30 protein-coding genes and 1 tRNA gene are annotated in these 26431 nt (G+C 63.3%); 12 read left to right on the forward strand and 19 right to left on the reverse strand.

Annotated elements, in window-relative coordinates; all coding sequences use genetic code 11:
• Nucleotides 1–68: 68 nt before the first annotated feature.
• The 7 genes from FYJ91_RS20850 to FYJ91_RS03695 form a co-directional block, all read right to left on the reverse strand.
• The gene (locus tag FYJ91_RS20850) at nucleotides 69–206 is read right to left on the reverse strand and encodes a hypothetical protein (protein ID WP_246152386.1); all 138 of its coding nucleotides are present in this window, start codon (nucleotides 204–206) and stop codon (nucleotides 69–71) included.
• Nucleotides 207–266: 60 nt separating this feature from the next.
• Nucleotides 267–815 carry a helix-turn-helix domain-containing protein gene (locus FYJ91_RS03670; protein WP_246152388.1) on the reverse strand — a complete coding sequence of 183 codons (549 nt, stop codon included), beginning with the start codon at nucleotides 813–815 and terminating at the stop codon, nucleotides 267–269.
• A 156-nt stretch (nucleotides 816–971) separates the two neighbouring features.
• Nucleotides 972–1394 (reverse strand): hypothetical protein, encoded by a 423-nt coding sequence (locus FYJ91_RS03675; protein WP_149520907.1) that lies wholly within the window; start codon nucleotides 1392–1394, stop codon nucleotides 972–974.
• Nucleotides 1387–2550, reverse strand: coding sequence for a glycerate kinase (locus FYJ91_RS03680; protein WP_149520908.1), 1164 nt, complete (start codon nucleotides 2548–2550; stop codon nucleotides 1387–1389). Before FYJ91_RS03680 ends, FYJ91_RS03675 begins: the two co-directional genes overlap by 8 nt.
• A gap of 4 nt (nucleotides 2551–2554) precedes the next feature.
• The gene (locus tag FYJ91_RS03685) at nucleotides 2555–3844 is read right to left on the reverse strand and encodes an MFS transporter (protein WP_149520909.1); all 1290 of its coding nucleotides are present in this window, start codon (nucleotides 3842–3844) and stop codon (nucleotides 2555–2557) included.
• A 69-nt stretch (nucleotides 3845–3913) separates the two neighbouring features.
• Nucleotides 3914–4375 (reverse strand): hypothetical protein, encoded by a 462-nt coding sequence (locus FYJ91_RS03690; protein WP_246152389.1) that lies wholly within the window; start codon nucleotides 4373–4375, stop codon nucleotides 3914–3916.
• A gap of 107 nt (nucleotides 4376–4482) precedes the next feature.
• Entirely contained in the window at nucleotides 4483–5325 is an 843-nt protein-coding gene (locus FYJ91_RS03695) for a DUF4198 domain-containing protein (protein WP_246152390.1), read from the reverse strand.
• Nucleotides 5326–5418: 93 nt separating this feature from the next.
• Here FYJ91_RS03695 and FYJ91_RS03700 point away from each other — a divergent pair, with 93 nt between their 5' ends.
• Nucleotides 5419–7635 carry a TonB-dependent hemoglobin/transferrin/lactoferrin family receptor gene (locus FYJ91_RS03700; protein WP_149520910.1) on the forward strand — a complete coding sequence of 739 codons (2217 nt, stop codon included), beginning with the start codon at nucleotides 5419–5421 and terminating at the stop codon, nucleotides 7633–7635.
• Between the two features lie 8 nt (nucleotides 7636–7643).
• On the forward strand, nucleotides 7644–8600 hold the full coding sequence (locus FYJ91_RS03705) for a DUF6607 family protein (RefSeq protein ID WP_149520911.1): 957 nt from the start codon (nucleotides 7644–7646) through the stop codon (nucleotides 8598–8600).
• A 45-nt stretch (nucleotides 8601–8645) separates the two neighbouring features.
• Here FYJ91_RS03705 and FYJ91_RS03710 read toward each other — a convergent pair whose 3' ends face one another.
• Nucleotides 8646–9119, reverse strand: coding sequence for a hypothetical protein (locus FYJ91_RS03710; RefSeq protein WP_149520912.1), 474 nt, complete (start codon nucleotides 9117–9119; stop codon nucleotides 8646–8648).
• A 94-nt stretch (nucleotides 9120–9213) separates the two neighbouring features.
• Between FYJ91_RS03710 and FYJ91_RS03715 the strand changes: the two genes are divergently transcribed.
• The gene (locus tag FYJ91_RS03715; RefSeq protein WP_149520913.1) at nucleotides 9214–9837 is read left to right on the forward strand and encodes a TetR/AcrR family transcriptional regulator; all 624 of its coding nucleotides are present in this window, start codon (nucleotides 9214–9216) and stop codon (nucleotides 9835–9837) included.
• Nucleotides 9838–9955: 118 nt separating this feature from the next.
• On the opposite strand, the gene FYJ91_RS03720 is transcribed toward FYJ91_RS03715, so the two are convergent.
• Nucleotides 9956–10294 carry a hypothetical protein gene (locus FYJ91_RS03720; RefSeq protein ID WP_246152392.1) on the reverse strand — a complete coding sequence of 113 codons (339 nt, stop codon included), beginning with the start codon at nucleotides 10292–10294 and terminating at the stop codon, nucleotides 9956–9958.
• Nucleotides 10295–10447: 153 nt separating this feature from the next.
• Here FYJ91_RS03720 and FYJ91_RS03725 point away from each other — a divergent pair, with 153 nt between their 5' ends.
• Entirely contained in the window at nucleotides 10448–10816 is a 369-nt protein-coding gene (locus tag FYJ91_RS03725) for a reverse transcriptase-like protein (protein WP_246152394.1), read from the forward strand.
• A 236-nt stretch (nucleotides 10817–11052) separates the two neighbouring features.
• Here the strand turns inward: FYJ91_RS03725 and FYJ91_RS03730 are convergent, their stop codons facing one another.
• Together FYJ91_RS03730 and FYJ91_RS03735 are read right to left on the reverse strand one after the other, a co-directional pair.
• Nucleotides 11053–13275 (reverse strand): acyl-CoA dehydrogenase family protein, encoded by a 2223-nt coding sequence (locus FYJ91_RS03730; RefSeq protein ID WP_181008326.1) that lies wholly within the window; start codon nucleotides 13273–13275, stop codon nucleotides 11053–11055.
• A gap of 175 nt (nucleotides 13276–13450) precedes the next feature.
• Complete coding sequence (locus FYJ91_RS03735; RefSeq protein WP_181008327.1) at nucleotides 13451–14869, reverse strand: M48 family metalloprotease; 1419 nt, start codon at nucleotides 14867–14869, stop codon at nucleotides 13451–13453.
• Between the two features lie 187 nt (nucleotides 14870–15056).
• On the opposite strand from FYJ91_RS03735, the gene FYJ91_RS03740 reads away from it, so the two are divergent.
• Nucleotides 15057–15356, forward strand: a complete 300-nt coding sequence (locus FYJ91_RS03740) for a hypothetical protein (protein ID WP_425473971.1) — start codon at nucleotides 15057–15059, stop codon at nucleotides 15354–15356.
• 16 nt (nucleotides 15357–15372) lie between these two features.
• Here FYJ91_RS03740 and FYJ91_RS20500 read toward each other — a convergent pair whose 3' ends face one another.
• From FYJ91_RS20500 to FYJ91_RS03765, 6 genes are all read right to left on the reverse strand, one after another.
• The gene (locus FYJ91_RS20500; RefSeq protein WP_181008328.1) at nucleotides 15373–15516 is read right to left on the reverse strand and encodes a hypothetical protein; all 144 of its coding nucleotides are present in this window, start codon (nucleotides 15514–15516) and stop codon (nucleotides 15373–15375) included.
• Nucleotides 15517–15888: 372 nt separating this feature from the next.
• A complete protein-coding gene (locus tag FYJ91_RS03745) occupies nucleotides 15889–16950 on the reverse strand; it encodes a phosphotransferase (RefSeq protein WP_149521320.1) in 1062 nt (353 codons plus the stop codon).
• A complete protein-coding gene (locus FYJ91_RS03750) occupies nucleotides 16947–18128 on the reverse strand; it encodes an acyl-CoA dehydrogenase family protein (protein ID WP_149520918.1) in 1182 nt (393 codons plus the stop codon). Before FYJ91_RS03750 ends, FYJ91_RS03745 begins: the two co-directional genes overlap by 4 nt.
• 2 nt (nucleotides 18129–18130) lie before the next feature.
• On the reverse strand, nucleotides 18131–18766 hold the full coding sequence (locus FYJ91_RS03755; RefSeq protein ID WP_149520919.1) for a 3-oxoacid CoA-transferase subunit B: 636 nt from the start codon (nucleotides 18764–18766) through the stop codon (nucleotides 18131–18133).
• Nucleotides 18750–19472, reverse strand: a complete 723-nt coding sequence (locus FYJ91_RS03760; protein ID WP_149520920.1) for a CoA transferase subunit A — start codon at nucleotides 19470–19472, stop codon at nucleotides 18750–18752. Before FYJ91_RS03760 ends, FYJ91_RS03755 begins: the two co-directional genes overlap by 17 nt.
• 9 nt (nucleotides 19473–19481) lie before the next feature.
• On the reverse strand, nucleotides 19482–20240 hold the full coding sequence (locus FYJ91_RS03765) for an SDR family NAD(P)-dependent oxidoreductase (RefSeq protein ID WP_149520921.1): 759 nt from the start codon (nucleotides 20238–20240) through the stop codon (nucleotides 19482–19484).
• A gap of 101 nt (nucleotides 20241–20341) precedes the next feature.
• Between FYJ91_RS03765 and FYJ91_RS03770 the strand changes: the two genes are divergently transcribed.
• Entirely contained in the window at nucleotides 20342–21013 is a 672-nt protein-coding gene (locus FYJ91_RS03770; protein ID WP_149520922.1) for a GntR family transcriptional regulator, read from the forward strand.
• A 139-nt stretch (nucleotides 21014–21152) separates the two neighbouring features.
• On the opposite strand, the gene FYJ91_RS03775 is transcribed toward FYJ91_RS03770, so the two are convergent.
• A tRNA-Gln gene (locus tag FYJ91_RS03775) sits at nucleotides 21153–21227 on the reverse strand.
• A 135-nt stretch (nucleotides 21228–21362) separates the two neighbouring features.
• On the opposite strand from FYJ91_RS03775, the gene FYJ91_RS03780 reads away from it, so the two are divergent.
• Genes FYJ91_RS03780 through FYJ91_RS03800 form a run of 5 tightly spaced genes read left to right on the forward strand, consistent with a single transcriptional unit; the run spans nucleotide 21363 to nucleotide 24982 of the window.
• Entirely contained in the window at nucleotides 21363–22370 is a 1008-nt protein-coding gene (locus FYJ91_RS03780; protein WP_149520923.1) for an SDR family NAD(P)-dependent oxidoreductase, read from the forward strand.
• A 3-nt stretch (nucleotides 22371–22373) separates the two neighbouring features.
• Nucleotides 22374–22721 carry a hypothetical protein gene (locus tag FYJ91_RS03785; RefSeq protein ID WP_149520924.1) on the forward strand — a complete coding sequence of 116 codons (348 nt, stop codon included), beginning with the start codon at nucleotides 22374–22376 and terminating at the stop codon, nucleotides 22719–22721.
• 32 nt (nucleotides 22722–22753) lie between these two features.
• Entirely contained in the window at nucleotides 22754–23632 is an 879-nt protein-coding gene (locus FYJ91_RS03790) for a dienelactone hydrolase family protein (protein ID WP_149520925.1), read from the forward strand.
• Nucleotides 23629–24237 carry a glutathione S-transferase family protein gene (locus tag FYJ91_RS03795; RefSeq protein ID WP_149520926.1) on the forward strand — a complete coding sequence of 203 codons (609 nt, stop codon included), beginning with the start codon at nucleotides 23629–23631 and terminating at the stop codon, nucleotides 24235–24237. Before FYJ91_RS03790 ends, FYJ91_RS03795 begins: the two co-directional genes overlap by 4 nt.
• Complete coding sequence (locus FYJ91_RS03800; protein WP_149520927.1) at nucleotides 24224–24982, forward strand: WecB/TagA/CpsF family glycosyltransferase; 759 nt, start codon at nucleotides 24224–24226, stop codon at nucleotides 24980–24982. The genes FYJ91_RS03795 and FYJ91_RS03800 overlap by 14 nt, the downstream gene beginning before the upstream one ends.
• 22 nt (nucleotides 24983–25004) lie before the next feature.
• Here FYJ91_RS03800 and FYJ91_RS03805 read toward each other — a convergent pair whose 3' ends face one another.
• Entirely contained in the window at nucleotides 25005–25739 is a 735-nt protein-coding gene (locus FYJ91_RS03805) for a Bax inhibitor-1/YccA family protein (protein ID WP_149520928.1), read from the reverse strand.
• Between the two features lie 146 nt (nucleotides 25740–25885).
• On the opposite strand from FYJ91_RS03805, the gene thpR reads away from it, so the two are divergent.
• Nucleotides 25886–26419, forward strand: a complete 534-nt coding sequence (gene thpR, locus FYJ91_RS03810) for an RNA 2',3'-cyclic phosphodiesterase (RefSeq protein ID WP_149520929.1) — start codon at nucleotides 25886–25888, stop codon at nucleotides 26417–26419.
• Nucleotides 26420–26431 lie beyond the last annotated feature (12 nt).

Raw genomic sequence — 26431 nt, forward strand, 5'->3', positions numbered from 1 at the left:
GTGACACTATGACAAGAACGATGCTCGTCAAGAGGCGATCGGCGCTTCTACGATGCGGCGGAGAGGCATCATCCGAGCATCGGTTTCATCGACCGTGCGACCGCGAGCACCGCATACCATTCGGCGGGCAGCGTGGCGGTGCGCCGATCCTCGACCGCGATAGCGCGCAGGTCTCCGCGAAAGGCCTCGATCCGCTCGCGCACCATTGCGACACCCAGTGGCGAGAGCTTGAGCGTCTCGGCGCCGAAAATCGTTTCCGGATCGCCCTAGTCCATCGAAAAGAACATTGGCTTCATGTGGCGCTCGAAATGCCGCCGCATCGGCGCGCGTTGCCAGGCATGGGTCGGGCTCAGCCGTGCGCGAACCCGTCCGCCGGGCAGCCGATCGATCAACGCCAGCCGTTCGAGCCGCTCGACATGGCGATCGACGACGTCCGCCGGGATGTGGAAAGCCTCAACCGCCTCGGCCGGCGGCCAACCGTTGACGATCAGGAAGAAGATGGTCGAGAGATTCGAGTCGCGCGTCAGCGCCTCTTCCTGCGCCAGAGTGAGATCGCCCTGCGCCTGTGTTCGGTCCCGGCTGTCGTCGGACAGTTCGGCAAGGTTGGTATGGGCCAGCGCGCACAACCGGCCAAGCATCTGGACCGTGAGACCGCGCCCATGGAGCCATCGCTTGATCGTCGCCGGACCGACGCCCAGGTCATTCGCCAGCGCCGCCTGGGTCCAGCCCGCGCCGCGCAGCTTGCGACGAAGTTGCGCCAGCATCTGCTCCATTTCGGCAACGGAAGGATCATCCTGTGGCGATTGTGGCATCATCAGATGATACTTTCATCCAAAGCGACCGCGACATCAACCCGCGTCGCCGCTTAGCTTGTCGGCGATGAAACACCGGTGTCGGCGGCGCCAGCACCGAAGTTCATCTCCAACCTGGTCCGGTCGCAAACCCTTCCGCGACCGGACAATTTGGCCCGCTCAGCGCGTGAAGAAATCGGGATAGCGGCTGAGCAGTTCGCCCATCTCATTGTCCGAGATGTTGAATTCGAACCCCTCTTCGTCGCCGCGTCTCCGATATCCATAGACGTTGGTCCATTTCCAGCCGGGCGTGCCGTCCACCGGAAAGACCTCCCACGTCAGATGGCAGAGCGCCGAACCTGCCGACACCGGGACGACCTTATAGTCGATCAGGCGGATGTCCGTGCCCACGCCGACGCGATCGAACCGCTCGACCTGCCCCGCGCAGGCCGCCTCAGCCATCGCGCGATCATCGAAGCTGTGGACGCGCCCTTGCGTGAAGGAGACGTAGGGGAACACATAATGACCCGCGATGGCGCGGCCATCCTTCGCGATCATCGCCTGGCCGTAGTTTTCGCACAGCGCCTCGGCACCCCTAGCCATTTCCGTCTCTCCCTGTTTTATGGACAAGGCCGATCTTAATCGCCGCCGCCACGTTGCGCGCGGCGGCACGGATATTTTCCGAGGCGGCGGCAAGCGCATCCGGCAATGTGCATGGTTGCCGGATGATGCTGAACATCGCGTCGATGCCATGGCCGAGCGTCTGTTCCGCCCCCACACCTAAAGTCCCCGCAATCGCGATCACGGGTTTGCCGTGACGCTGAGCGACCCGGGCGACGCCGATGGGGGTCTTGCCGTGGACGGTCTGGCCGTCGATGCGGCCTTCGCCCGTTATGACCAGATCGGCACCGGCAATCGCGGCATCCAGACCGACGAGATCGGCGACCATGTCGATCCCCGCCCCCATCGTCGCGCGGCAGAAGGCGAGCAGACCTGCTCCCAACCCGCCCGCCGCACCGGCACCCGGTCTGTCGGCAACCGTGATGCCAAGGTCCGCCTCGATGCGCTCCGCGTAGCGGCGCAGATTCGCGTCGAGTTGTTCGACTTGCGCAGGCGTCGCGCCCTTCTGCGGGCCGAACACCGCCGATGCGCCGCGTGGGCCGACCAGCGGGTTGTCGACATCGCTCAGGATGCGGACGCGGCTCTCTGCCACTCGCGGGTCGATCCCGCTGACGTCGATCCGAGCGAGCTTGCCAAGGCCACCCCCGCCGCGTTCGATGTCGCGCCCCGCCGCGTCGAGGAGGCGCACGCCGAGCGACTGCGCCATGCCAGCCCCGCCATCGTTGGTCGCGCTGCCGCCGATGCCGATCAGGATATCGCGCACGCCCCGATCGAGCGCCGCGACGATCAGTTCACCAACCCCATATGTCGTCGCGCGCATCGGATCGCGTTTCGCAGGCGGCACCAGCATCAGCCCGCTCGCCGCCGCCATTTCGATGATCGCACCGCGGCCATCCCCCGTGATCCCGAAGACGGCTTCGACCGGCGCGCCCATCGGCCCTGTCACGGTGCAGGCAATCCGTTCCCCGCCGGTTGCGTCGATCAGCGCGTCGAGCGTCCCCTCCCCGCCATCGGCGACCGGGATCACGGCATAGGTCCAATCGGGAAAAACGTCGCGAAAACCGCCCTCGATCGCATGTGCGACCTCACGCGCGCCGAGGCTTTCCTTGAAAGAGTCCGGGGCGATGACGACGCGCACGAACCTACCGTATTCCGGGCCGTGCCGTCGCGCGCAGCACCAGCGCGATACCGATCAGCAGGGCAGCGGCGAGCACGAACAAGGCCAGGCTCGTGCTACCCGATGCCTGCTTGATCCAGCCGACCATGTAAGGGCTGACGAACCCCGCAATCTGGCCGATCGAATTGATCAGCGCGAGGCCGCCAGCTGCGACGGACGCCGTCAGATATCGGTTTGCGATCGGCCAGAACATCGGCAGCGCGGACAATGCCCCCGCCGCCGCCAGCGTCATGCCGAAGAGCGAAACGCCGACGGCATTGGGCGCACTGCCCGCGAGCAGCAGGCCCGCCGCTCCGACGGCCATCGGGACGATCAGGTGCCAGCGCCGCTCGTTGCGACGATCGCCCGATCGGCCGAGCAGCAGCATGAAGACGACGGCGGCGGCATAGGGCACCGTGCTCATCAATCCGATCATCAGCGGCTCGGTCTCGCCGCTCGCGCTGATGATCGTCGGTAGCCAGAAGTTGATCGCATAGACCCCGCTCTGGATGCAGAAATAGATCAGGCCGAGCGTCCACAGACCGCCTTCGAACAGCGCGCTTCGAAGCGACGCAGGCGCCTCGCCGTGCGCATCGTCATCGCGGCGCAACGCATCAGTCAGCGCCTTACGTTCGTCAGGCGTCAGCCAAGGCGCGGCCTCGATCCCGTCGCTCAGCACGAACCACACCAGGACGCCCAGCAGCACTGTCGGCGCGCCCTGCAGCAGATAGAGCCACTGCCAGTCGAGCAGCCCGCCCTGCCCGTCGCGAAAATGCGCGAGGATCCAGCCCGATACCGGGCCACCCAGCACCCCCGACATCGGGATGGCGGACATGAAGACGGTCATCACCCGGCCATGCCGTTCGGCCGGGAACCAGCGGGTCAGATAAAAGACGATCCCGGGGAAGAAGCCCGCCTCCGCTGCACCGGTCAGGAAGCGCAGGACGTAGAATTCCATCGGCGTCCGCACGAACATCAGCCCGACCGAGAACATTCCCCACACGACCATCATCACCGCGATCCAGCGCCGCGCGCCGACGCGCTGGAGGATCAGGTTGCTCGGCACGCCGAACGCCAGATAGCCGATGAAGAAGATGCCTGCGGCGAGGCCATAGACGACCTCGCTCATCCCCAGATCGTCGAGCATCCGCAGCTTGGCGAAGCCGACATTGACTCGATCGATATAGTTGAACAGATAGCAGACGAAGAGAAACGGGATGAGCCGTAGCGCGATCTTGCGATAGGATCGATCGAGATCGCTGGTCTGTTCGTCCATCCCCGCCCCTTCCGACCGTCTGCGCGCAGCCATCGACCGGCTATAGGCGGCGGCGCGGCCGCTGCCAAATCAATGGCGGGGCGTGATGCCGCGCTTCAGCCCGGTGAGGCGGACCACGCGATTGCCCGCGCAAACCGGCGCCGCGATCAGGCGCATCCAGCGCAACGTGCCATCGGTCGCATGAATCTGTGCGTCCAGGGTGAAACCACGGCGGTGCTCGATCGCATAGGCGCGAAGCCGCTCCATCGCCGCACGGGACTGATCGCAATATTGCGAGACAGTTGCAGCGCGGGCGAGATCGGCGCCACGCGGCAGGCCGAACAGGTCATAGACCGCATCCGACCAGGTCAGGCGGCTGCCCTTCAGATCGCACTCCCACCGCCCGATCGCGTGCCGCGCAAGAAAGGCGTCGTCGACGGCCGGAAAATCGGCAACCGCATCACCGTCGATCAGATGTCCCAGATCGAAATGCCGACCGGTGTCGAGGATCGGCCAGCTATGAAACAACGGCAGTGGTTCGGTTGGTTTCACGCGGCGGATCCCTGACGACAATCCCGTGGTTAAACCGCACCCTTTAACGGCGCGTTATCGACAAGCCTGTCAATGCATCCGTTTGCGTGACATACGCAAGACGCCGATCAGGTCGCCTCGAACGCGAGCGTCATCGTGTAGCTGTAATGTGGCGCATCGGCCCCCGCGGGCGCGGCATCGCGATGACGGACGAGAAGCAGGTAACGACCGGCATCTGGCACGGAGACGCTGAGCTTGCCATCGGCGCCGCTCTTCACCTCGCCCACTGTCTTGCGGCCATCGTAGAGTCCGGCTTCGCGGAACAAGGTGACGTTCGCGCCGGCCAACGGCTTACCACGATAGAGGACTTCGAGCGCGAAGGCGTCGCCCGCGCCGATCGCGGTGGGATCGGCAAGCGGGTGGATTTCGAGCGCCGCGTTGCGCGCGCCCAGCGCGCCCGTAGTACCCGGCTTGCCGCGCAGCACATAGGCGTCGGCCAATGTCGCACTCTGGACCTTGCGCAATTCGGCGCCGGCGGGAGGGGCAACACCTTCGGCGACGAACTTCCAGTCGGTCCCATCGCGATACATCTGGTTCATCCGGCCGAAGCGCTGCCCTGACGACAGGCGATAAATACCATCGGCGGGCAATGTCGCCTCCGCCACCGCGCGATCGGCAAAGGCCGCAGGCGCCGGCAGGCGACGGGTCGCGCCGTCGGGACCGGTCACTTCGAACGGCGCGTCGTTCATCACGATTTCGGGCCGGAACGCATCTTCGGTAAAGCTCGCCTCAATCGCAACCTTGTCGCGCTGGCCAACGTCGAAAACCGCCGGCGCGATATAGGGCATGTGTGCTAAGGCCGGAGCGGCCATCGCCGGTCCGAGCAGCCCCGCGAGAGCGACGTCGCGCCAGGCGACACTCGCCCGCGCCTTCAGCGGCCAACGTCCGCGCACTGTTCGTGAACCCACCATGATCGCCCTCTTCGTTACGTCGTCGATTGCACACTTGCTAACGAGAACGACTCGCATTAGCAAGCTGCGCCGGAGCAAAAAGGGAATTGAAGAATGAAGACGAACATCCTGCTGCGAAGCGTGTGCTTCGCGGCACTGGCGGTGTCTTGCCAGGCGCAGGCGGCGGCAATCGCCGATACCGCCGCGACCGATGCGGACACGATCACCGTCACCGCCACTCGCACCGAGAAAGCCGTGATAGACGTGCCCGCGACAGTGTCGGTCATCGACGCGCAGACGATCGACGATCGCTTCGTCAACGATGTGAAGGATCTGGTCCGCTACGAACCCGGCGTCACGGTGCGCCGCGCCCCCGCGCGCTTCACCGCGGCGGGCAGCTCGACCGGGCGTGATCGCGACAGCGGCTTCAACATTCGCGGACTGGAAGGCAATCGCGTCCTCATCACGATCGACGGCGTGCGTGTGCCCGACGGTTTCAGCTTCGGCGCACAGAGTGTCGGCCGTGGCGACTATGTCGATCTCGACCTGATCAAGTCGGTTGAAATCCTGCGCGGCCCCGCCTCGGCGCTTTACGGCAGCGACGGCGTGGCGGGCGCGGTGAGCTTCGTCACCAAGGATCCGATCGATTTCCTGAAGGACGGCAAGAGCGTCGGCGGCGGCGTGCGCGTCGGATACGATTCGTCGGACGAAAGCTGGGTCAAGGGCGGGGTCGCGGCGGCCAAGGCGGGCGATATCTCGGCGATGGTCGCCTATACCCGCCGCGACGGCAAGGAACTGGACAATAAGGGCTCCAACGACGCCGCAAACGTCGATCGCACCACGCCGAACCCACAGGATACCGCATCGAATGCGGTGCTCGGCCGGCTCGTCTGGCAGCCCGAGGACGCGCATCGCCTGCGCTTCACTTACGAACATTTCGACAGCGATGTGGACACAAATGTCCTGAGCGCGATCGCCAAGCCGCCGCTGGCCGCCACGTCGGTCCTCGGCCTCACCGCCGCCGACGATATGAAGCGCAACCGCGGCACGATCGACTATCGCTATGTCGGCGAAGGGCTGCTGTCCGGCGCACGCGCGGCGATCTGGTATCAGAAGTCGGAAACGCTGCAGACCGCGATCGAGGATCGCAACACCGCCGCCGATCGCATTCGCATCAACCGCTTCGACAACCGCGTGTGGGGCGCCATGCTCCAGCTCGAAACCAAGTTCGAGACGGGCGATATCGAGCATCTGATCGTCTATGGCGCCGATCATTCGGAAACGAAGCAGACCGGTGTGCGCGACGGCACCGTTCCGCCGGCCGGCGAGGCCTATCCGACCCGCGCCTTCCCGACGACCGACTATGACCTGACCGGCCTGTTCGTGCAGGACGAAATCAGCATCGCGGATGGCCTCGTCACCCTGTTCCCGGCTCTCCGCTGGGATCATTACAAGCTGAAGCCGAAGGCCGACGCGCTGTTCAGCGGCTTCGTGCCGCAGGGGCAGAGCGATTCCAAGCTGACCCCGCGGATCGGCGTGGTCGTGAAGCCCAGCGAGAACATCCGCCTGTTCGGTAATTATACTCAGGGCTTCAAGGCGCCCGAGCCAAACCAGCTCAACAACAGCTTCGCCAATGTCGTCGCCAATTACCGCTCGATCCCCAACCCGAACCTGAAGCCGGAAACGAGCCGCAGCGTCGAAGGGGGCGTGCGCTTCGTCGACGCACATGGTTCGGCCGAACTGGTCGGGTTCAGCAGCCGCTTCCGCAACTTCATCGACCAGATCCAGATCGGCGGCACCTTCACCGCCGCCAATCCGGCGGTCTATCAATATGTGAACCTGGGCCGGGTGAAGATACATGGGATCGAGGCGAAGGGCGAATATCGCACCGACTTGGGCCTGGGCGTCCGCGCCGCCGCCAGCTGGGCCAAGGGTTCGGTGCGCCAGACCGGCGTGGCGGGCACCCGTCCGCTCGACAGCGTCGAACCGTTCAAGTTCGTCGCGGGCGCCTTCTACCAGCCCGAAGGCGGCGCCTTCCGCGGCGAGGTCGTGTGGACCCATTCGGCGGGCAAGAAGCAGTCGCGCACCAACAACAGCTGCAACACCGCGACCACCGTCTGCTTCACGCCGCCCGGTTTCTGGGTGCTGGACGCGACGGCATCGTACAAGCTGATGGAACACGCCACGGTGCGCGTCGGGCTGTTCAACATATTCGACAAGAAATATTTCTGGTGGAGTGATGCGCGCGGACTGGCTTCGAACTCGACGATCCGCGATGCCTTCAGTCAGCCGGGCCGCAATTTCGGCGCGTCGCTGACGCTGAGCCTGTGAGGAAGACGATGATGATCCGAGCCAATCTGATTGCGGTCGCGCTGGCCTTTGCCTTCGCCACCTCCCCCGCGCTGGCGGCCCCCGTCTATGGTGACAAGACGCAGGACCGTGCCGCCATCCTGAAGATGGCCGGCACCTTCAAGGTGACGTTCGACATGCGGGAGACAACCCCGTTCGTCGCAGGATACGAACCCTATAAGGCTAAGCTGAGCGGCGGGCACGAAGTGGTGCGCGTCGTCGTCGACACGCCCGATCTGATCGCGCTCCAGCACTTGCTGGTCGTCGACATGAAAGACGGCAAGAAGCCGATGGTGATCAAGCATTGGCGGCAGGACTGGGCCTGGCAGCCCAAGTCCGTGCTGACCTATGCCGGGCCGGGCCGCTGGACGCTGACGCCGGTTTCGGCGGGCGACGCGAAAGGCGCCTGGTCGCAGACCGTATACCAGACCGACGACAGTCCGCGTTATGGCGGCATCGGGCGCTGGCGCTATGACGACGGGGTGACGCGCTGGACGAGCGACGAGACAAACCGCCCCCTCGCCCGCCGCGACGCGACCCGCCATCCGCCCTATGATCATTATATCGGCACCAACCGTCATGCCCTGACCCCCAATGGCTGGGTGCATGAGCAGGACAATGCCAAGATCGGCGCGAAGGATGGCAAGCCGGCGACCTTCGCGCACGAGATCGTCATCAACACCTATGCTCCCGCGACCGATTTCCCGGCGCAGGCGGCCGAGGACTATTGGACCAAGACCGCCGAATACTGGGCTGCCGTCCGCGCCGACTGGGATCGGGTGATCAAGGCGAAGAAGGGTGTGACGCTCGCCGAGGAACCTGAATTCGGTTCCACCACCGGCCACGAACTGATGCTGACCGCCGAGGACATCATCAGCGGCGAGGCCAAGCAGGATGCGGCGATCGCCGAGGCGAAGGCGCTGATCGAAAAGGAAACGTCTGAATAAGGATTGCCGGAACGCTGTGACCTGACCGTCGCAGCGTTCCGCCCCTCACGCCGCCTGCATGCTCGCCAGCAGGTTGCGCCAGCCGTCGATCGTCGTCGTCGCACGATATTCGGCCTGCATGTCGGGCGTCAGTATCTCCAGCATCTGGCGGCCTTCGACCCACAGTTCGATTACGCCGAACATGCCCCCACGCTTGCGATATTTGGCGGGCCAGCCCTCGCGCCGCGCGATGGCCATCACATTCGCCATATCAAGCTCGGTGCCGACCGCCGCGTGGGTCGGCGTATAGCGGTCCCGCCCTTCCCAGCTGCCGACGGCGTCAGCATCGCCATCGGCCTCGCGCAGGGTCGTGCCAAGCGGGTAAACTTCGATCGCAGTGCGATACGCGTCGTCCGAAAGCGCGATCCAGCTTGCGTCCGACACGGGCGGAAACGGCAATGCAAGGCCGCCGATCAATTCCGCCATCACGTCGGCGACATTCTTCGGATCGGCGGCACTGATCGAAACATGAAACAGCATCGGGAACCCCTTTCGACGCGGCGAATGATAGATGGCACAAAAAGTGTCAATACTATTTTGACATTTTTTGTGCCACATCCTAACCGCTGCCACCATGACCGATGATGCCATGATCCCCCCACGCAAACAGGCCGTCCGCCAACGCATCGTCGACGCGCTGCTATCGCTGCTGCGCGATGGCGAGGACATCAACCACGATCGCGTCGCCGAGCGCGCGGGCGTGGGTCGGCGGACGGTCTATCGATATTTCCCGGATCGCGAGATGCTGATGCAATCGGTGTGGACCGGCGTCACGTCGCTGGCCGGACCGGATGTCGCGTTTCCGACGACCGAGGCCGATTTGCTGGCGACGATGCCGGGAATCTATGAAGGGTTCGACAAGATCGCCGACTATGCCACGCTGATCCGCTCGACGCCGCAGGGGCGCGCCGTGCGGCTGTCCCAGCGTGATCGCCGCATCGAAAGCTACACCGCCGCTGCAGCCGATGCTGTCGCGGCGCTGCCGCCCGAAGACCGCATCCTCGCCACCGCCATCCTGCAGGTGCTGCACACGACGCCGTGGCTCGAGATGCGCGACAACTGGAACCTGACGGGCACCCAGACCGCCCGTGCCTGTGGATGGGCGATGCGGGTTCTACTCCAGGATCTGCGCGAGCGCGCCGGAAAGGCGCTCGACGAGGGGCCGGCATCGGAATCCAGGCAACCTGGCCAAAAATAGACACCGACCGCCGCGACGCAGGTCGTTGAAATCACGCGCTGCGCCATCAGCGGTCAAATGATACCCTGATCACGCGGTCGCCTCCATTTGCTTCGCGACGTCGCTCATCGTCCAGTGGTCAGGCGATCTGGATGCTGAATGCAAACCATTCTGACCGGCTGTGATCATAGAGCTGAACCAGCCGATCGACCACATTAACCGTGTAAAAGCCCGATGATCCCCGATCATATCCCTGGGCGGAACTACCTTCGATCAACAACGAAATGAAAACCTTGTCGCCGGTGTCGAAAAGCTCGGGGAGCGTACCGCCGAACCTGATCGACCGATCGTCGTCATAGCCCTGCAGATGATTGCCGCGAGCTTCCGCAGCGATCCGCAAGTGGCGATTTGCCGAATGGTCGTAGATGCCGGCGACTTTCTCGCCGGCAACGAAAGCATGAACCGAGGCGGCGAGCATGGCACGAGTATGTGGTTGCATCGATACACCTGACCGCCATGCGCCGGGGAATGCAAGCAGCTTAGCCGGATTTGGCCCGCGCGACCAATCTGGATGGGCGCCTGTGCGTGGCGGCTGCTATGACATAAATGTTGGACGAGAATGGTGCATGCGATGAAGATTTTCTTTGACGGCGGATGCAGGCCTCACCCGGTGGGCATGGAGTTGGCGGTCGTCATCGCCGGGCGCAGTACCATAAAACGCGATCTGGGTCCGGGAACGGGCATGGACGCAGAATGGCTGGCGCTGATAGAAGCCATGCGTCTCGCCCATCAGAACGACCTGACGGATCCGGTGTTGATCGGCGACGCAGTCGCGGTGATCGCACAGGCCAATGGATCCGTTCGCTGCCCTCCCGCCTATGTGCATCACCTGCGGGTCTTTCGCGCGCTGCCGCAGCCTGCGGGCCGCGTGCGCATACGGCACGTGAAACGAACGCAGAACCTTGCGGGCATTGCGCTGGCAAGACTGCACGGGCGCTGAGCGAAGCGGGCCGCACGTGCGTACAAGGCTCAGCATTTGTATGAGGAAACGACGTTTCCGATCGGAGGTCGACGCGATCTCCGCCGCCCGAGCGGCCGATATTACGCTGATGCCTTACCGATGCGACCGGTGCAGGCATTTCCATCTCACCAGTCGAACGAAGGGCAAGCGCTCCGCGCCATCTCCCACTCGCGAACGGTAGCATCTTTGCGCGTATCTGCTCGCTCGCGGCGGCCTTAAGCCCGGCTTCGCGGGAGGCCGAGGCGGCGTTCGCCCACCATGCTGCGCAGCACCTCGCTGGTTCCCGCGTAGATCGTGGTCGCCGTCGAGTGGCGGTAGCTTTCCTCGATCACGCCAAGTCCCTCGCGGCCCCGCACGAGCGACGCCGGGGCGGCCAAATCCATCAGGTCGGCGGAATCGGTGATGAACGTTTCCGTGATGAAGATCTTGGCGGCGGGGCCATATGCATGGTCGGGAAGCTTCCGTGACGCAACCCACGCGGTGCGGGCGCCCAGCGACTCCCCGATCCTTGCATTCGCATGCGTCCGTGCGATCCGGGCGAGGACGCGATTGTCCTCGATCGCAGGGCGGCCGCCGCGCATTGCGCCACGCGCCCAGGCAATTGCCTTCTCCGCCATGTTGCGCTGATTGTGATAATAGGACGTGCCGCCTTGCTCCATCTGGAGCGCCGCCGCGAGCACCTTTACCCCACCATTGACGTCACCGAGCCGATAATGATCAGCGATGCGCACGTCGCTGTAGAAGGTCGCGTTGGTGCGTTCGTCCATGAAGGTGAAGATCGGGTGGATCTCGACCCCCTCCCCGTCGAGCGGCACGAGAAACAGCGTCGTGCCCTTATGCTTGGGCAGATCGGGATCGGTGCGAGTGATCAGCAGCGCATAGGATGCCCATTCGGCTCCGCTCGTGAACATCTTCTGCCCGTTGATGATCCAGCCGTCGCCGTCGCGCTCCGCCCTGGTCTTCGCGCCAAACACGTCGGATCCGCCCGAAGGTTCGGTATAGCCGAGCGCTGCGGTAATTTCGCCGCGCCCCAGACGCGGCAGCACCTCCTCTTTCAGCTGATCGGTGCCGAAGGCCTGGATGATCTGGCCAACGAGATTGCTCGTCCCTTGCGGATTGATCGTCCAGGGCATGGTTTCCCACACGTCGAGCGCAGCGCGCGCCGCCTCGGCAGAAGCTTCGCGTCCGCCCCAGCGCTTGGGCCATGCCGGGAACAGCAGCCCCGCCTCGCCCATCGCCTTGCTGACGCCCCAGTCATGCCCCTCGAAGCTGTGATGCGCCTTGGCGCGCAGTTCGGGGGTCAGGAGCGCTTCGAACTTGGCGCGGGTCTCATCGGCCAAAGCCCGGGCATCGGCGGACGGCGCGAAATCGAGCGTGACGGCGCCCGGATTGGGAAGAAAGGCCGGCTCACCGAGATAAAGCCGCCGTCCCGCGCGTTCGAGCGCCAGTTCCGGATCGCCGAGCATCAGCCCCAGCGACTTTGCGCGGCGATGATAAAGCTGGATGTCATATTCGTTCGACAGGCCGTAACCGCCAAAAACGTGGAGCGAATGCGCGACGGTGCGCGTCGCCGCCTTGTTCACGAACCACCACAATTGATCGATACCCGCCCCCGCTTCGACCGGATCGCCATGGGCGAGCGCCGTGAAGATCCAGCGCAGGAACATGCGTGCGCCGTCCACATCGACGACGCAGTCCGCCAAAGGATGTGACAGCCCCTGGAAGGTGCCGATGACCTGTCCGAAGGCGGTGCGTTCGGACGCATATTCGGCAGCCATCGTCAGCGCCTGTTCCGAAAGGCCGATCAAGGCGGCGGCGGACAGCAGCTTCCATTCCTCGACCGCGGCGTGGAAAGCCGCGACGGCGGCGGCGCCTTCCAGCAGGAGCACGCGCTCCCCCTGCGGTTCGAACCAGGCCGTCGCGTTGTCGGCTACCATTTGCAGCGCCTGGGGCCGTGTGGCCTGCGGGCAGAGAAACAAGCGTTCGCCATCGAGCGCGACGACCGCATCGGCGACGGCCGCGCCTGCGACCATCTGCGCACCAATGCCGATCGGCGCCAGCGCGATCGACGCGAACTTGTCCCCGCTACCGATCGCCTCGAGCCAGGCATCAGCCTCCGTTGCGGTACTGCGGGCGATCAGGCTTGCCGCAATGAGCGCCTCGGCAATCGGCACCGACGCCAGCCGGCGCCCGGCCTCCTCCATCAAAATGGTCGCATCGAGCAGGCCCAGTTCGCTGCCCCCGCGCGCTGCCGGCACGCGCATCAGCGGCACGCCCAGTTCGGCCAGCGTGCGCCATAGCGCGCGATCGAATCCGTGATGATCCGCTTCCGCCGCGCGGACATGCGCGGGCGAGGACTCCGTCTCGAACAGCCGCTTGAACATATCTTCGAGCGCGAGGCTCTCTTCCGGCAAGCCCAGATCCATATCGGCGTCCAATCCTATCCAACGCGCCTTGCGAGCAAGGTGAGGGCGATCAGTTGCCGATGCGCAGCGAATTAATCCAGCATGGTAGCGCTGCGCTTCTGCATAGATGGAATTGCGCAGCATCGCAGAGATAAGGCATCGGTTCCGCTTCCGACTCTCCCCTCCCCCCCCGATTACGCGCTGGACCTCAGTTGGTGCCGGGGTTGCGGTATCGTACGAGTTTATACTGCGTCCCCGCTTTGACGGTCGCATCGCCATTGAGCGCTGTGAACAATGCGCGGCCGTTGCGATCGGCCATCTGCCGGGACAGGCTATCGGCACTGGCGAGCGCGCCGGCGGTGACCACCTTGATCATGCGCGGGCGCAGGGCCGCGACTTCGCCCGGGCCGAGCAAGTGAAACGATGCGAACAACTGGTCTATCGCTGCTCGGCCCTGCCTGGGCGGGGTCGCGATCACGAAATGGAAGGCGCGACCTCCGCCTCCGTCATAAGCGGCGACCAGCAGATGCGCTCCGCCATCGGGGCCCTCCACGCGCAATTGCGCAATCCGGGCCGGCAGGCCGTTGATCGGGCTTCGCGCGAGATCCGCTTGGGTGGGCGCGCCGTCCACCAGTTCGCCGATCAGGCCGCGCATATAGGCGTCAAGGTCTCCGCCCCGAAGCTGGCCGCCGCCGAACTCGCCCCTGATATCGCCCGGGCCGGTGATGCCGATCGCTTCGGGGCTGTTTGCGAGCGTGAAGCCCGGCGGCGCTTCGAAACCGATCCGCATGATGGGATGGGCAAAACGACGACCGATGACGAATCCCTGTTTCGGGTCGTCACCGAACAGCAGGCCATCGATCTTCGCCAGATATACTGCCTCCTTCTCTCCGCGCGCGTCTTCGGCGATTCCGGTATCTTCAGCAGCCTGGATTGCGCGTTCGACCCGATTGGCGGGCAAGGGATGACTGCTGGCCCACTCGGGCAGGCTGCGTGCAGCATCCTGACCGCCGGTTTCCTTGACGAAGCGTTCCTGTCGCCCCAGCGCGCCCAGCATGTCGGCAGCGGCGAAAGGATCGTAGCCGGCCGTGCTGACATAGCGGATGCCAAGATCGTCGGCCTGATATTCCTGCTCGCGCGAATAGCGGAGCCCGAACAAGGAAACCGCCTGCCCAGCGATCCGCGTCAGCCGCTCAGACCCGGTCAGACTGACCGCGAGGACGCCGAGCATGCTCCATAGCGACCGTTCCTGCTGTCGGGCGCTGTGCTGTGCTACGATATGCCCCACTTCATGGCCTAGCACCGAAGCGAGTTCCGCTTCGCTGGTGACCACGGCCATCAGCCCACGGGTCACATAAATATAGCAGCCGGGCACCGCGAAGGCGTTGACCACGTCGCTGTTGACCAAGGTAAAATGACACTGCCCGCCCAAACCAGCGGCATCGGCGACGCTCGCGCCGACCGATTGGACATAATTCTTAGCGTCGCCGCGATACTCGCCCCCCATCGAGGCGAGCAATTGCTGGTGTTGCTCGGCACCCGTTGCACGCTCTTCCTCGCTGATCTCCGGCGGGCCTGGATCTTGGGGTGCCTGGTTGCAGCCGGTCAGGAACAGGATGGTGGCCAAGGCCAGAGCGGTTCTCGACCTGACGACAGGGAGGCGACATAGTTCGTTCATCGGCGCTTCAATGCACGAAATCGGCCCGAGTGCCCGCCAATCTCGAAAACCAACGCCCCTCGCCAATGGCCAGGCCAGACATGCTGCGATGCACAATTTTGTTGCGTGCCGTGCCTACTCAGCGCAAATGCGCCGAGTGACTGACAGCAGGCTGGTTCTCGAAGCGATCGCACTAAGGCGCTGCCTTGACGCGACCTACAATCGCACCCGCATGAAACTCGCCCCCCACATCCTCTACACGCGCCACGGTGAGCTGTTTGTCGATGCCGTCGCGGTCGAGCGCGAGGGGCGGGAGCCTGGGGAGGTCAAGCTCGGCACCTTCAAGCTGGCCGGACTCCATATCGCAGAAGTGGTCGCAAGAACCTTCCAGCCGCTACCGGACTTCGACGCGAACGACGAACGCTATCGCGAAACGACGCCCTTTTCGGTTGCGTGACGACGCGGGAGCGGCGTCAGTCGTTGGTGCGCCGCTTGATCTTGTTGGGCAGATCCTTGCCCTTCGTCCGTCGCGACGGCACTTGAACGGGGTTCTTCTTTTTCCATTCCGCCCAGGTCATCGGTCCATCCGGCGTCTGGATGATCGTGTCGTCGGACATTGGCAGCGCTTTCCAGGTTTGCGGAGAGGCAAGGTATAGGCGCTTTGCCGGCTTATTAAGAGCTCGTTTGTGGCTCCCGCGCCTGAGCAATCGCCAGGCGGAAGATCGGATCGACGCCGCCCCCAAACGACCGTGAAAGATGAACCCGGCGTTGAACGAATGCACGCCAGCAATCGAGATCACGTGAAAAGCATCTGGCGACCGGCGTCGCGCACCAGTCAGCACCGATAGAGCACGTGAAGAACAAAAAATCAGAACCGACGTCATCATTTCACGATACCGGCAGTGGAATTTCAACAATTCGCCAGGCTTGGGACACGCATAGGCGTGGTCGGTACTGAATAGTGTGAGGAACGGGTACCGGCCAGGCGATTAGCCGATCAGCCGCTTCGCGATGGATGCCAGTTCTGGGAACAGTTGTGCGCGAACGGCGGCTTGCGCCGACGATGCCGTCCCCCGAATCACCCTCCCCTTTATGCCGTGGAAGATTGCAGCGAGGCGGAAAAGATTGAATGCGATGTAAAAGCGATAGGCTGGAATGCCGCTGCGCCCGGTCCGTGCGCAGTAGGACGCGATATAATCCCGTTCGCTAGGAATATTGAGCGCCTCGAGATCGGCCCCTACGAGCCCCGCCACAATGTGCGGCGGTATGTGGTACATCATTGCATGATAAGCGAAATCAGCGAGAGGGTGTCCCAGGGTAGACAGTTCCCAGTCAAGCACCGCCAGGACCTGAGGTTTTGTGGGGTGAAAGATCATGTTGTCGATACGGAAATCACCATGAACGATGGCAGTTTCGTCGCCAGGCGGAATGTTTGCCCGCAGCCAGTCGATTACGGCGTCCATATCGACGTTGCGCCCCGCTTCAAGATCATCGAGATATTGTTGCGACCAGCGTCCGATCTGCCGTTCAAAATAATTTCCTGGCTTTCCATAATCACCAAGGCCGACAGAGACAGGATCGATATTGTGCAGCGCCGCCATGGTGGTGTTCATCGCGTCGAAAAAGGCAGGTCGCTCCTCACGCGAGACTTCAGGAATAGCCGCATCCCAGAAGATGCGGCCCTCCACCAAATCCATGATGTAGAACCAAGTGCCTATCACGCTATCGTCGGTGCATAGTGCGTGCACATGCGCCACCGGAAACGCTGCTTTCTCCAGCCCGGTCAGCACCCGCGCTTCACGCTCGATGGCATGCGCACCCTTCAACAACTGCCCCGGCGGCTTGCGGCGCAGAACATAGGCTTTTGAAGGCGTCACGAGCTTGTAGGTCGGATTGGACTGACCTCCTTTGAATTGCTCAACGGTCAAAGGCCCGGAGAAGCCCGGGACATGGTCGGCCATCCAACGGCTGAGCTTCACCTCATCGAAGGCGAAGCCCTCGCGGACCGAGGTGGTGCCGCTATTGTCATTCTGACTGCTGCCCGCGCTCATACGGACTGCACCATCGCTTGGTCGCGCTTGATCTTCTTCGCCAGTGACCATTTATGAACTTCGGTCGGGCCATCGTAGATGCGGAAGGCACGGATCTCGCGATAGACTTGCTCGACAACTGTGTCGCCTGAAACGCCCGTTCCGCCCATGACCTGTACGCAGCGGTCCGCGACCCGCATCAGCGCCTCTGACACCGCGACTTTCGTCATCGAGCTTTCGACCGTGCCCAACGAACCGGTATCAAGCACATCGGCGCACCAGTCGATCATGAGTTCGGCCTGCTTAAGGTCGATCATGTTTTCCGCGAGCATGAAACCAACGCCCTCGTGATCTATCAGCTTGCGGCCGAAGGCTTCGCGCCTGAAAGCATAATTGGAGGCAATTTCATGGGCGCGTGCAGCACTGCCATACCAACGCATGCAATGTGAAAGCCGCGCGGGTGACAATCGAATCTGCGCGTATTTGAAACCTTCGCCACTTTGCCCGAGCATTTGATCGGCTGGTATGCGCAGATCGTCGATCGTGACGACCGAGTGCCCACCGGGCATCGAACTGTCGATGGTATCGAGCACGCGATCGATCCGGATCGCGGGATCGGGCAGCTCGACGAGGAACATGCAGGCGCCGTCATCGGACTTAGCCATGACAATACCTACCTTGGCCCCCTGCGCACCCGTGATGAACGCTTTCCGGCCGTTGACCACCCAATGATCCCCGTCCCTGACCGCGGTGGTTTTCATCATCGATGGATCGGAGCCGGCGCCCCCCTCATCTGCGGGCTCGGTCATGAAAAAGGCCGAACGCGCATCGCCAGATACGAGCGCAGCAAGAAAGCGGGCTTTCAGATCAGGCGAGCCGACCTTGCCGATCAGATACATATTGCCTTCGTCTGGCGCCATCGTGTTGACGGCCACAGGCCCCAGGGGCGAAAGGCCCGACGCTTTCAGAACGGCTGCGGTGTCACGCTGGCTGAGATGCGAGCCGTCGGGCAGGATATGGGGTGTCAGAACACCCGCCGCCTTTGCCTTTGTCCGCAATTCCGTGACGAGGTCCTCTGAAGGCCCATGGCTGCCTAAGCGCGCATCATGCTCATAGAGCGCAACGACATTCCGAACAAACGCCTCTACACGCGCCGCGATCTCGCGCGCGAGCGCAGGGTTCTGCTGTGTCTCAGACATCTTCATTCCTCGTAATGAGCTTCGGTCGACGCGCGGATTTGGGCGCGGTCGACGCCCGGGGCGACTTCGATCAGACGGAACGGGCTCGCGCGATCGTCGCGGCAGAACACCGCGAGGTCGGTCACGATCATGTCGACCACATTTGATCCGGTCAGTGGCAGCGTGCAGGCCGCGCGGAACTTGGCACTGCCATCACGCGAGACATGATCCATCACGACGATGATTTTGCGCACGCCAGCGACGAGATCCATTGCGCCGCCCATGCCCTTCACCATCTTGCCGGGTATCATCCAGTTCGCGATATCGCCGTTCTCGGCGACCTCCATCGCCCCCAACACCGAAAGGTCCATATGGCCACCGCGGATCATTCCGAAGCTGTCGGCTGAAGAGACATAACTGGTGCCGGGCAGTTCGGTGATCGTCTCTTTGCCCGCGTTGATCACATCGGCGTCCACCTGGTCCTCGGTGGGATAAGGACCCAAGCCCAGCATGCCATTCTCGGATTGAAGCGTGACATCGATGCCCGCGGGTACAGCGTCGGCGACGAGTGTCGGAATGCCAATGCCGAGGTTGACGTAGAAACCGTCGCGCAACTCCTTGGCTGCGCGGGCGGCCATTTGATTACGCGTCCACCCCATATCCGGCCTCCTGGCGCAAAATGCGCTTCTCGATGCGCTTCTCGTTATGCTCGGCGACAAGCATCCGCTGCACGAAGATACCGGGCGTATGAATGTGATCCGGCTCGATCTCGTCACCCGGAACGATCTGCTCTACCTCAGCGACCGTCATCCGGCTGCATGTGGCGACCATTGGGTTGAAGTTTCGCGCGGTTTTTCGATAAACGAGATTGCCAAACGTATCGCCACGCCACGCCTTCACGATCGCAAGATCGGCGGTCAGGCCAGTTTCCAAGATATAGCGTTCGCCCTTGAAAACCTTTTCTTCTTTTCCGTCGGCCACCATAGTGCCGACGCCCGTTCGTGTGTAGAAGCCGGCGATCCCGGCCCCGCCCGCGCGGATACGTTCTGCGAGTGTTCCCTGAGGATTGAATTCAAGCTCAAGTTCACCGCTAAGATACTGCCGCTCGAATTCCTTATTCTCTCCAACATAAGAGGAAATCATCCGCTTTACCTGCCGGGTCCGCAGCAAAATTCCCAAGCCGAAATCGTCGACGCCGGCGTTGTTTGAAATGATCTCCAAATCCTTGACGCCGCTCTCGCGGATCGCCGCGATCAGGGTTTCTGGAATACCGCAGAGGCCAAAGCCGCCCGCAGCGATCGTCATGCCGTCGAACAGAAGACCTGCTAGCGCCTGCGTCGCATCGGAAAATATCTTTTGTGCCATCACCCGCCCCTACAATGTGCTCAGGAGATGACCGCCATCGACGGTGATTACCGAACCGGTCATGTATCGTGAGGCGTCTGACGCCAACAGGAGCAGCGGCCCATCGAGTTCATCGAGTTGGCCCAGGCGCCGCTGTGGTATTCGTTTCACCATCGCCGCTCCGGCGTCGCTTTCCCAGAAGCTGCGATTGAGATCCGTATCGAGATAACCTGGGGCGATTGCGTTGACACGAATGTCGAAGCGAGCAAGTTCAAGGCCTAAGGTCTTCGTCAACTGAATTACCGCAGCTTTTGAAACGGCATAGGGCAGCACGCCGCCACCCTGTCGCAGTCCCAGTATCGAGGCGATATTGATTACCGACGCTCCAGCGCCTTCCGATCGTCGCGCTCGCGCGACCGCTTTCGTCAATAAGAACATGCCCTTTACATTCGTGTCCAGAACGATGTCCCAGTCGTCCGCAGACTGCTCCAGCGCCGGCGCTTCACGAACAAGGCCTGCATTGTTGACCAGGATGTCAATCATCCCGAGACGATCGCCTAACGCATCAATGCTCGCCTCGCTGGTCACGTCGAGAGACACGGTGGAGCAACGTCCTCCGGCAGCCGCGATATCTGCTGCCACATCAGCAAGTTGTCGCTCTCGCCGCGCCGCAAGGACAACATCGGCGCCGGCGCGAGAGAGCACCTTAGCAAAGTGGGCGCCAAGCCCGCTCGACGCCCCCGTTACCAACGCGATGCGACCGGAGAGGTCCCAAGGCCCTTCGCTCACTCTGCATCTCCCACTTGATTCTCTAAATATGATGGAACAAGATTGTAGAACAATCAACAGGCCGAGATGCGGCTTGATGTCGATGGGGCGGTGAAGGTGCGATGGCCGAGGATTTTGATCTGAACGATGCGTCGGATGCCACGCATCTAGGGGCGTCGCAGCGGGTGTATCTCGGCATAATGGAAGATCTGGAAGCGCGCCGCATGGTGCCCGGACAGCGATTGATCGAGACGGATCTGGCCAAACGCTTCAACGTCGGCCGTAACGCCGTGCGCGAAGCAATTCAGCGCCTTGCCGTGCGAGGCGTGATCGATCCCAGTCGCAACAAATCTCCCGCGATCCGATGCATTGACCTCAAAGAGACACTTGAGATCCTGGATGTTGCGGCCGCCCTGACCGGCCTTGCGGCGCACGCTGCGGCGCGGGCCTTCGATGCCGCCCAGGATCAGTTGGCACTTGATACTGCGATGGCCGCCCTCGAGAATGTCGACACCGACTCCGGCCCCGGACATTTCAGCCGGGCCCGCCGACAATTTTATCGCGTGATCCTCTCGATCGGCGGCAACCGCGAATTGGAACGGCTTTTCCCAGCTATTGGGATGCACATCATTTATTCGCAGTTTCAGTCGCCAAAGTTGCAGCAACTGCGGATGACCGACTATCGCGCCATTCGCGACGCCATCGTTTCGGGCAATGCGAACTGCGCAGAAAGCGCTGCCCGAAACCACGTGGAGCACGTGCGGGCCATCATATTGAAGAGTGAGCAGGAATAGTGAGCCAGCACGTTCTTTTGCGACTGGCTCCGCAGACCGTCAACAACGCGGTCGCAGCGCGCCTGTCGCGACACTTATCGTGTTGACCGACTTCAACCGGCCTCTTGGCGCCAAAGACGTCGAATCTTGAGGACTCGGTTGGCTGGGGCGCCAGGATTCGAACCTGGGAATGGCGGCACCAAAAGCCGCTGCCTTACCGCTTGGCGACGCCCCAGCAGCCGACGCTTACGCTGGCGGAGCGCTCCCCTAGCGCGGAGTGCGCGCGGATGGAAGCCTCAACGATGCGCCAAGCCTCGACGATGCGATGAGGCTGGGCTAGGTCTGTCGTCGACACGGAAAAGGGCGGACGATGACGGTATTGATCACGGGCGCGGCGGGCTTCATCGGATATAGTTGCGCGACGCGGCTTCTGGCGCGCGGCACCGACGTGATCGGCATCGACAGCGTCAACGATTATTACGATCCCACGCTCAAGCGCGCGCGCATCGCGAAGCTTCAGGAACACGCCATGGAACAGGGCGGCGACTTCCGTTTCGTCGAGGTCGACTTTGCCGACCATGAGGCGCTCGAACGTGCTTTGGGCGGGCTGGAGTTCGACAAGATCATCCATCTCGGCGCGCAGGCGGGCGTGCGTTACTCAATCGAGAATCCGCGCGCCTACATCCAGTCCAACCTGGTCGGGCACCTCAACATGCTCGAGATCGCGCGCCACCGGAAGGTCGCGCACATGGCCTATGCATCGTCGAGTTCGGTCTATGGCGGCAACGACACCCTGCCCTTCCGCGTCGAGGACCGGGTCGATCATCCGCTGTCGCTCTATGCCGCGACCAAGAAGTCGGACGAGCTGATCAGCGAGACCTACGCCCACCTCTATCGCCTGCCGCTCACCGGCTTGCGCTTCTTCACCGTCTATGGCCCGTGGGGTCGCCCCGACATGGCGATGTGGCTGTTCACCAAGGCGATCTTCGAAGGCCGCCCGATCCAGGTGTTCGGCGAAGGCAATATGCGCCGCGACTTCACCTATATCGACGATATCGTCAGCGGCGTGATCGCCTGTTCGGACACGCCCCCGGCCGATGACGGCGCCGAGAAGGCGGGCGGCAGCAAGAGCCCGCACGCGGTTTATAATATCGGCAACCACCGTTCCGAAGAACTCAGCCACATGATCGATCTGGTCGAGGCGGCGTGCGGCAAGAAAGCGATCCGCGAGTTGCAGGGTATGCAGCCGGGCGACGTGCGCGACACTTTCGCCGACATCAGCGCGATCCAGCGCGATCTGGGCTATCAGCCGTCGACCAGCATCGATGTGGGCGTGCCGCGCTTCGTCGAATGGTATCGCCAGTATCATGGGCTCTGACGCATGAAGCGTGTCGTTCTGATCGCCTTCGCGGCGCTGGCGCTCGCGGGCTGCGAGAAGAAGGCCGAGGTCAATCCGGTCAACCCGGACACGCCCACCGATCCGCAGATCGTCGACATTGCCGGGCTGCCCGAAGATCGATCGGCCGAGATCACCGCGATCGACGCCAGCACGGGCGATGCGTCGGGTATGCCGCGCGATGGCGGAAAGGCTATCGAGCTGCCGAAGCAGGAAGCCGCGCCGGCGCCCGAAGAGGTTACGGTCAACAGTGTCGAAGCGCCGCTGGTCGTGCCACCGCCGATTGCTACGCCGGCACCCGCCGTACCGCCGCCGGCAGCAGAAGGCGAATAATCGCAGGAGCCGGGGGGCGACAGGAGGACGACATGGATGACGATCTGAAAGCCCGCGCAATCGCGCTCTACGACCGTTTCACCCACGGCCAGCACGATCGGCGCGCCTTCATGGGCCAGATGACCAGGCTGGCCGGCAGCGCCGCCGCCGCGCAGGCGCTGATCGCGACGATCGCCGCCGATCCAGCAGCGGCAGCCGTGATCGCGGAGGACGACAAGCGCCTCGACGCGAAAATGGTCGGGTGGAAGGGCGCGAATGGCCACACCCTCGCCGGTTACATGGCGATCCCGAAGAAGCATGCGAAGAAGCCCGCCGCCGTCCTCGTCGTCCACGAGAACCGGGGTCTTCAGGCTTATACGAAGGATGTCGCCCGCCGCCTCGCGGTTGCCGGCTTCGTGGGCGTCGCGATCGACTTCCTGTCGCCGCAGGGCGGCACGCCCGCCGATGAGGACAAGGCCCGCACGATGATCGGCGCGCTCGATATGCCGGCGACCGTCGCGGACGGCGTGGCGACGGTCGACTGGCTTTCGAAGCACAAATTGCTCAACGGCAAGGTCGGCGTGGTCGGTTTCTGCTGGGGCGGCGCGATGGCGGATCGGCTCGCGGTCGCCTGCGGGCCCACGCTCGCCGCCGCCTGCGCTTTCTACGGCCCGCCCCCGCCGCCATCGGAGGCTGCCAAGGTCAAGGCCGCGTCGCTGCTGCACTATGCGGGCACCGATGATCGCGTGAATGCCGGCGCCGGCCCATGGGTCGATGCGCTGAAAGCGGCGGGCGCCGAGGTTACGCGCTACGATTATCCGGGCACGCAGCACGCCTTCCACAACGACACGTCGGCGGCGCGCTACAATGCGGAGGCCGCCAATCTCGCCTGGGATCGCACGATCGCCTTCTTCATGGAGAAGCTGTCATGAGCGACGACGTTACCCTCTATTATAATCCCCGCTCGCGCGCGCAGATGGCGCATTATGCGCTCGAGGAGGCGGGCGCGCCCTACAAGCTCGTCCACATCGATTTCGAGAGCGGAGAGAACCGCAAGCCCGATTTCCTGAAGATCAATCCGATGGGCAAGATCCCCACGATCGTCCATCACGATACGGTCGTCACCGAAGCGGCGGCGATCATCGGCTATCTGGCTGACGCTTTTCCGGCGGCCGGCCTCGCTCCCGCGCTCGGCGATCCACGCCGCGGAACGATGCTGCGCTGGCTGGTATTCGGCGCGAGTTCGTTCGAGCCGGCGATGGTCGACGTGATGATGAAGCGCGAGCCCGTCAACAAGATGATGGCCGGCTGGGGTGACTGGGACGATGTGCTCGGTGCGCTGGACGTGATGCTCGATCCCGGTCCGTGGGTGCTGGGCGATCAGTTCAGCGCGGCGGACGTCTATGTCGGCGCAGAGCTTGCCTGGGCCAAGACCTTCGGCGCGCCGGGCATTGCCGATCGGCCGAAGCTGACCGCCTATATCGATCGCATCACCGCGCGCCCGGCCTATCAGCGGACGATCGGTGCCACCGGCTGAGACGCGTACGATCGGCGATGTCGCGATCGCCGTCCATGATCGGGGATCGGCGATCGCCTTGCTCGAAGGCTGGGTAGGCGCGGGTGAACGGCGGGCGGTCAGCTTCGCCAACGCCCACAGCGTCAACCTCGCCGCGCGCGACCGCGCCTTCCGCGCGGCGCTGTCGGACATGCTGGTGCTGAACGACGGGATCGGTGTCGATCTGGGCAGCAAGCTGCTCTACGGCGCGCACTTCCCCGCCAATCTCAACGGCACCGATTTCGTACCAGCGCTGCTCGCCGCCGCGCGACCGCGCACCATTGCAGTGCTTGGGGCCGCGCCAGGTATCGCGGAGCAGGCGGTCGCCCGTCTCGCCGCCGCCTTCCCGCAGCATCGCTTCAACGTGATCGGCGACGGCTTCTTCACCGATGATGCCGCCATTGTCGATCGACTGGCGGCGGTGCAGGCCGATTATGTCCTGCTGGGGATGGGCCAGCCCCTACAGGAACTGTTCGTCGCGCGCCATGCGAGGCGCTGGCCAGGCGTCACGTTGTGCATCGGCGCCTATATCGATTTCGCCGCCGGCCGCGTGCCGCGCGCGCCCTTGTGGATCCGAAAGCTACACGGGGAGTGGCTTTTCCGGCTTTCGATCGAGCCGCGCCGGATGGCCGGTCGCTACCTGATCGGCAATGCGCGTTTCCTCTTCGCCATGCTGATCCAGCGCGCAAAGAAAAAGGGCCCGGTGGCGAACCACCGAGCCCCTTAAAGCTCTCGTTTCCTTCGTGTTCTTAGCGGCGATCGCCCATGAACTGCAGCAGGAAGGTGAACATGTTGATGAAGTCGAGATAGAGCGTCAACGCGCCCATCACCACCGACTTGCCGACGAAATCGGTGCCGGCGACCTGGTAGTAGAGGCTCTTGATCTTCTGCGTGTCATAGGCGGTCAGGCCTGCGAAAAGCAGTACGCCGATCGCCGAGATCACCAGCTGCATCATCGACGACTGCAGGAAGATGTTGATCAGCATCGCGACCAGCAGACCGACAACACCCATGATCAGGAAGGTGCCGAACGGCGCCAGATCACGCTTCGTGGTGTAGCCGTAGAGGCTCAGGCCCGCGAAGGCGGTCGCGCTCGCGAAGAAGGTCGTCGCAATCGACGCGCCCGTATAGACGAGGAAGATCGACGACATCGACAGGCCCATCGACACCGCAAACGCCCAGAACAAAGCCTGCGTCGCGAAGGTCGACAGGCGGTTGAGCCCGAAATTCAGCACCAGGATGAACGCCAGCGGCGAGAACATGATGAGATACTTCAGGATGCCCGGGCCGCCCAGGATCTGCAGCGCCGCGCCCGACTGCGCGAACAGCAGCGCAACGATACCCGTCAGCAGCACGCCCGACGCCATATAGTTGTAGATCGAGAGCATGTAGGACCGCAGCCCTGCATCGAAAGCGGCCTCGCCAACGCCAGCGCGCGTCGCGCTGGGCGCGGCAGTCGCCCGGGGGTCAGACCAGTTTGCCATGATGAGTCACTCTCCAAAAAGCGGCGGGCCAAAACGACCCGAAGCCGGTTGATCCGAATATCGGACTAAACCATTCCCTTTTCAAGCAGAGGCGCGTTGAATGCGCGGTGAATGCACGATCCTCACGCCACAGAAACGATCCAGCAATGTTCCGCCTCTTCGTAGCCCTCAAACCCTCTTTTCCGATGCGCTCTGCTTTGCTCGACGCGATGGGCGGCGTCCCCGGCGCGCGCTGGCAGGATGACGAGCAACTGCACCTGACGTTGAGCTTCATCGGCGATGTCGATCGCCATCAGGCAGAGGATATCGCCGCCGCCCTGGGAAATGTGCGCCACCCGCCGGTCAACTTCACGCTCGCCGGCCTCGGCAGCTTCGATCGGCGCGACCGGATCGATTCCCTGTGGGTCGGCATCACGCCGCAGGACGAGGTCCGCTCGCTCCACGATGCCGTGCTTCGCGCGCTCGCCCGCGCTGGCGTGAAGCCCGAGACGCGGGCTTACCTTCCCCACATCACGATCGCCCGCTTTTCACGCGGGCAAGCACCGACCGGCCCGATCCCGGCCGCGCAATTGACCCCCGCCCCCGTCGAGGGCCGGTGCGAGCATTTCATCCTGTACGAAAGCCACCTGGGGTCGGAGGGTTCGACCTATACGGCGGTCGAGCGCTACCCACTCGTCTAACCTCTCATCCTC

The organism is Sphingomonas montanisoli (assembly GCF_008274695.1).
In the GTDB taxonomy this organism is placed as follows: Bacteria; Pseudomonadota; Alphaproteobacteria; order Sphingomonadales; family Sphingomonadaceae; genus Rhizorhabdus; species Rhizorhabdus montanisoli.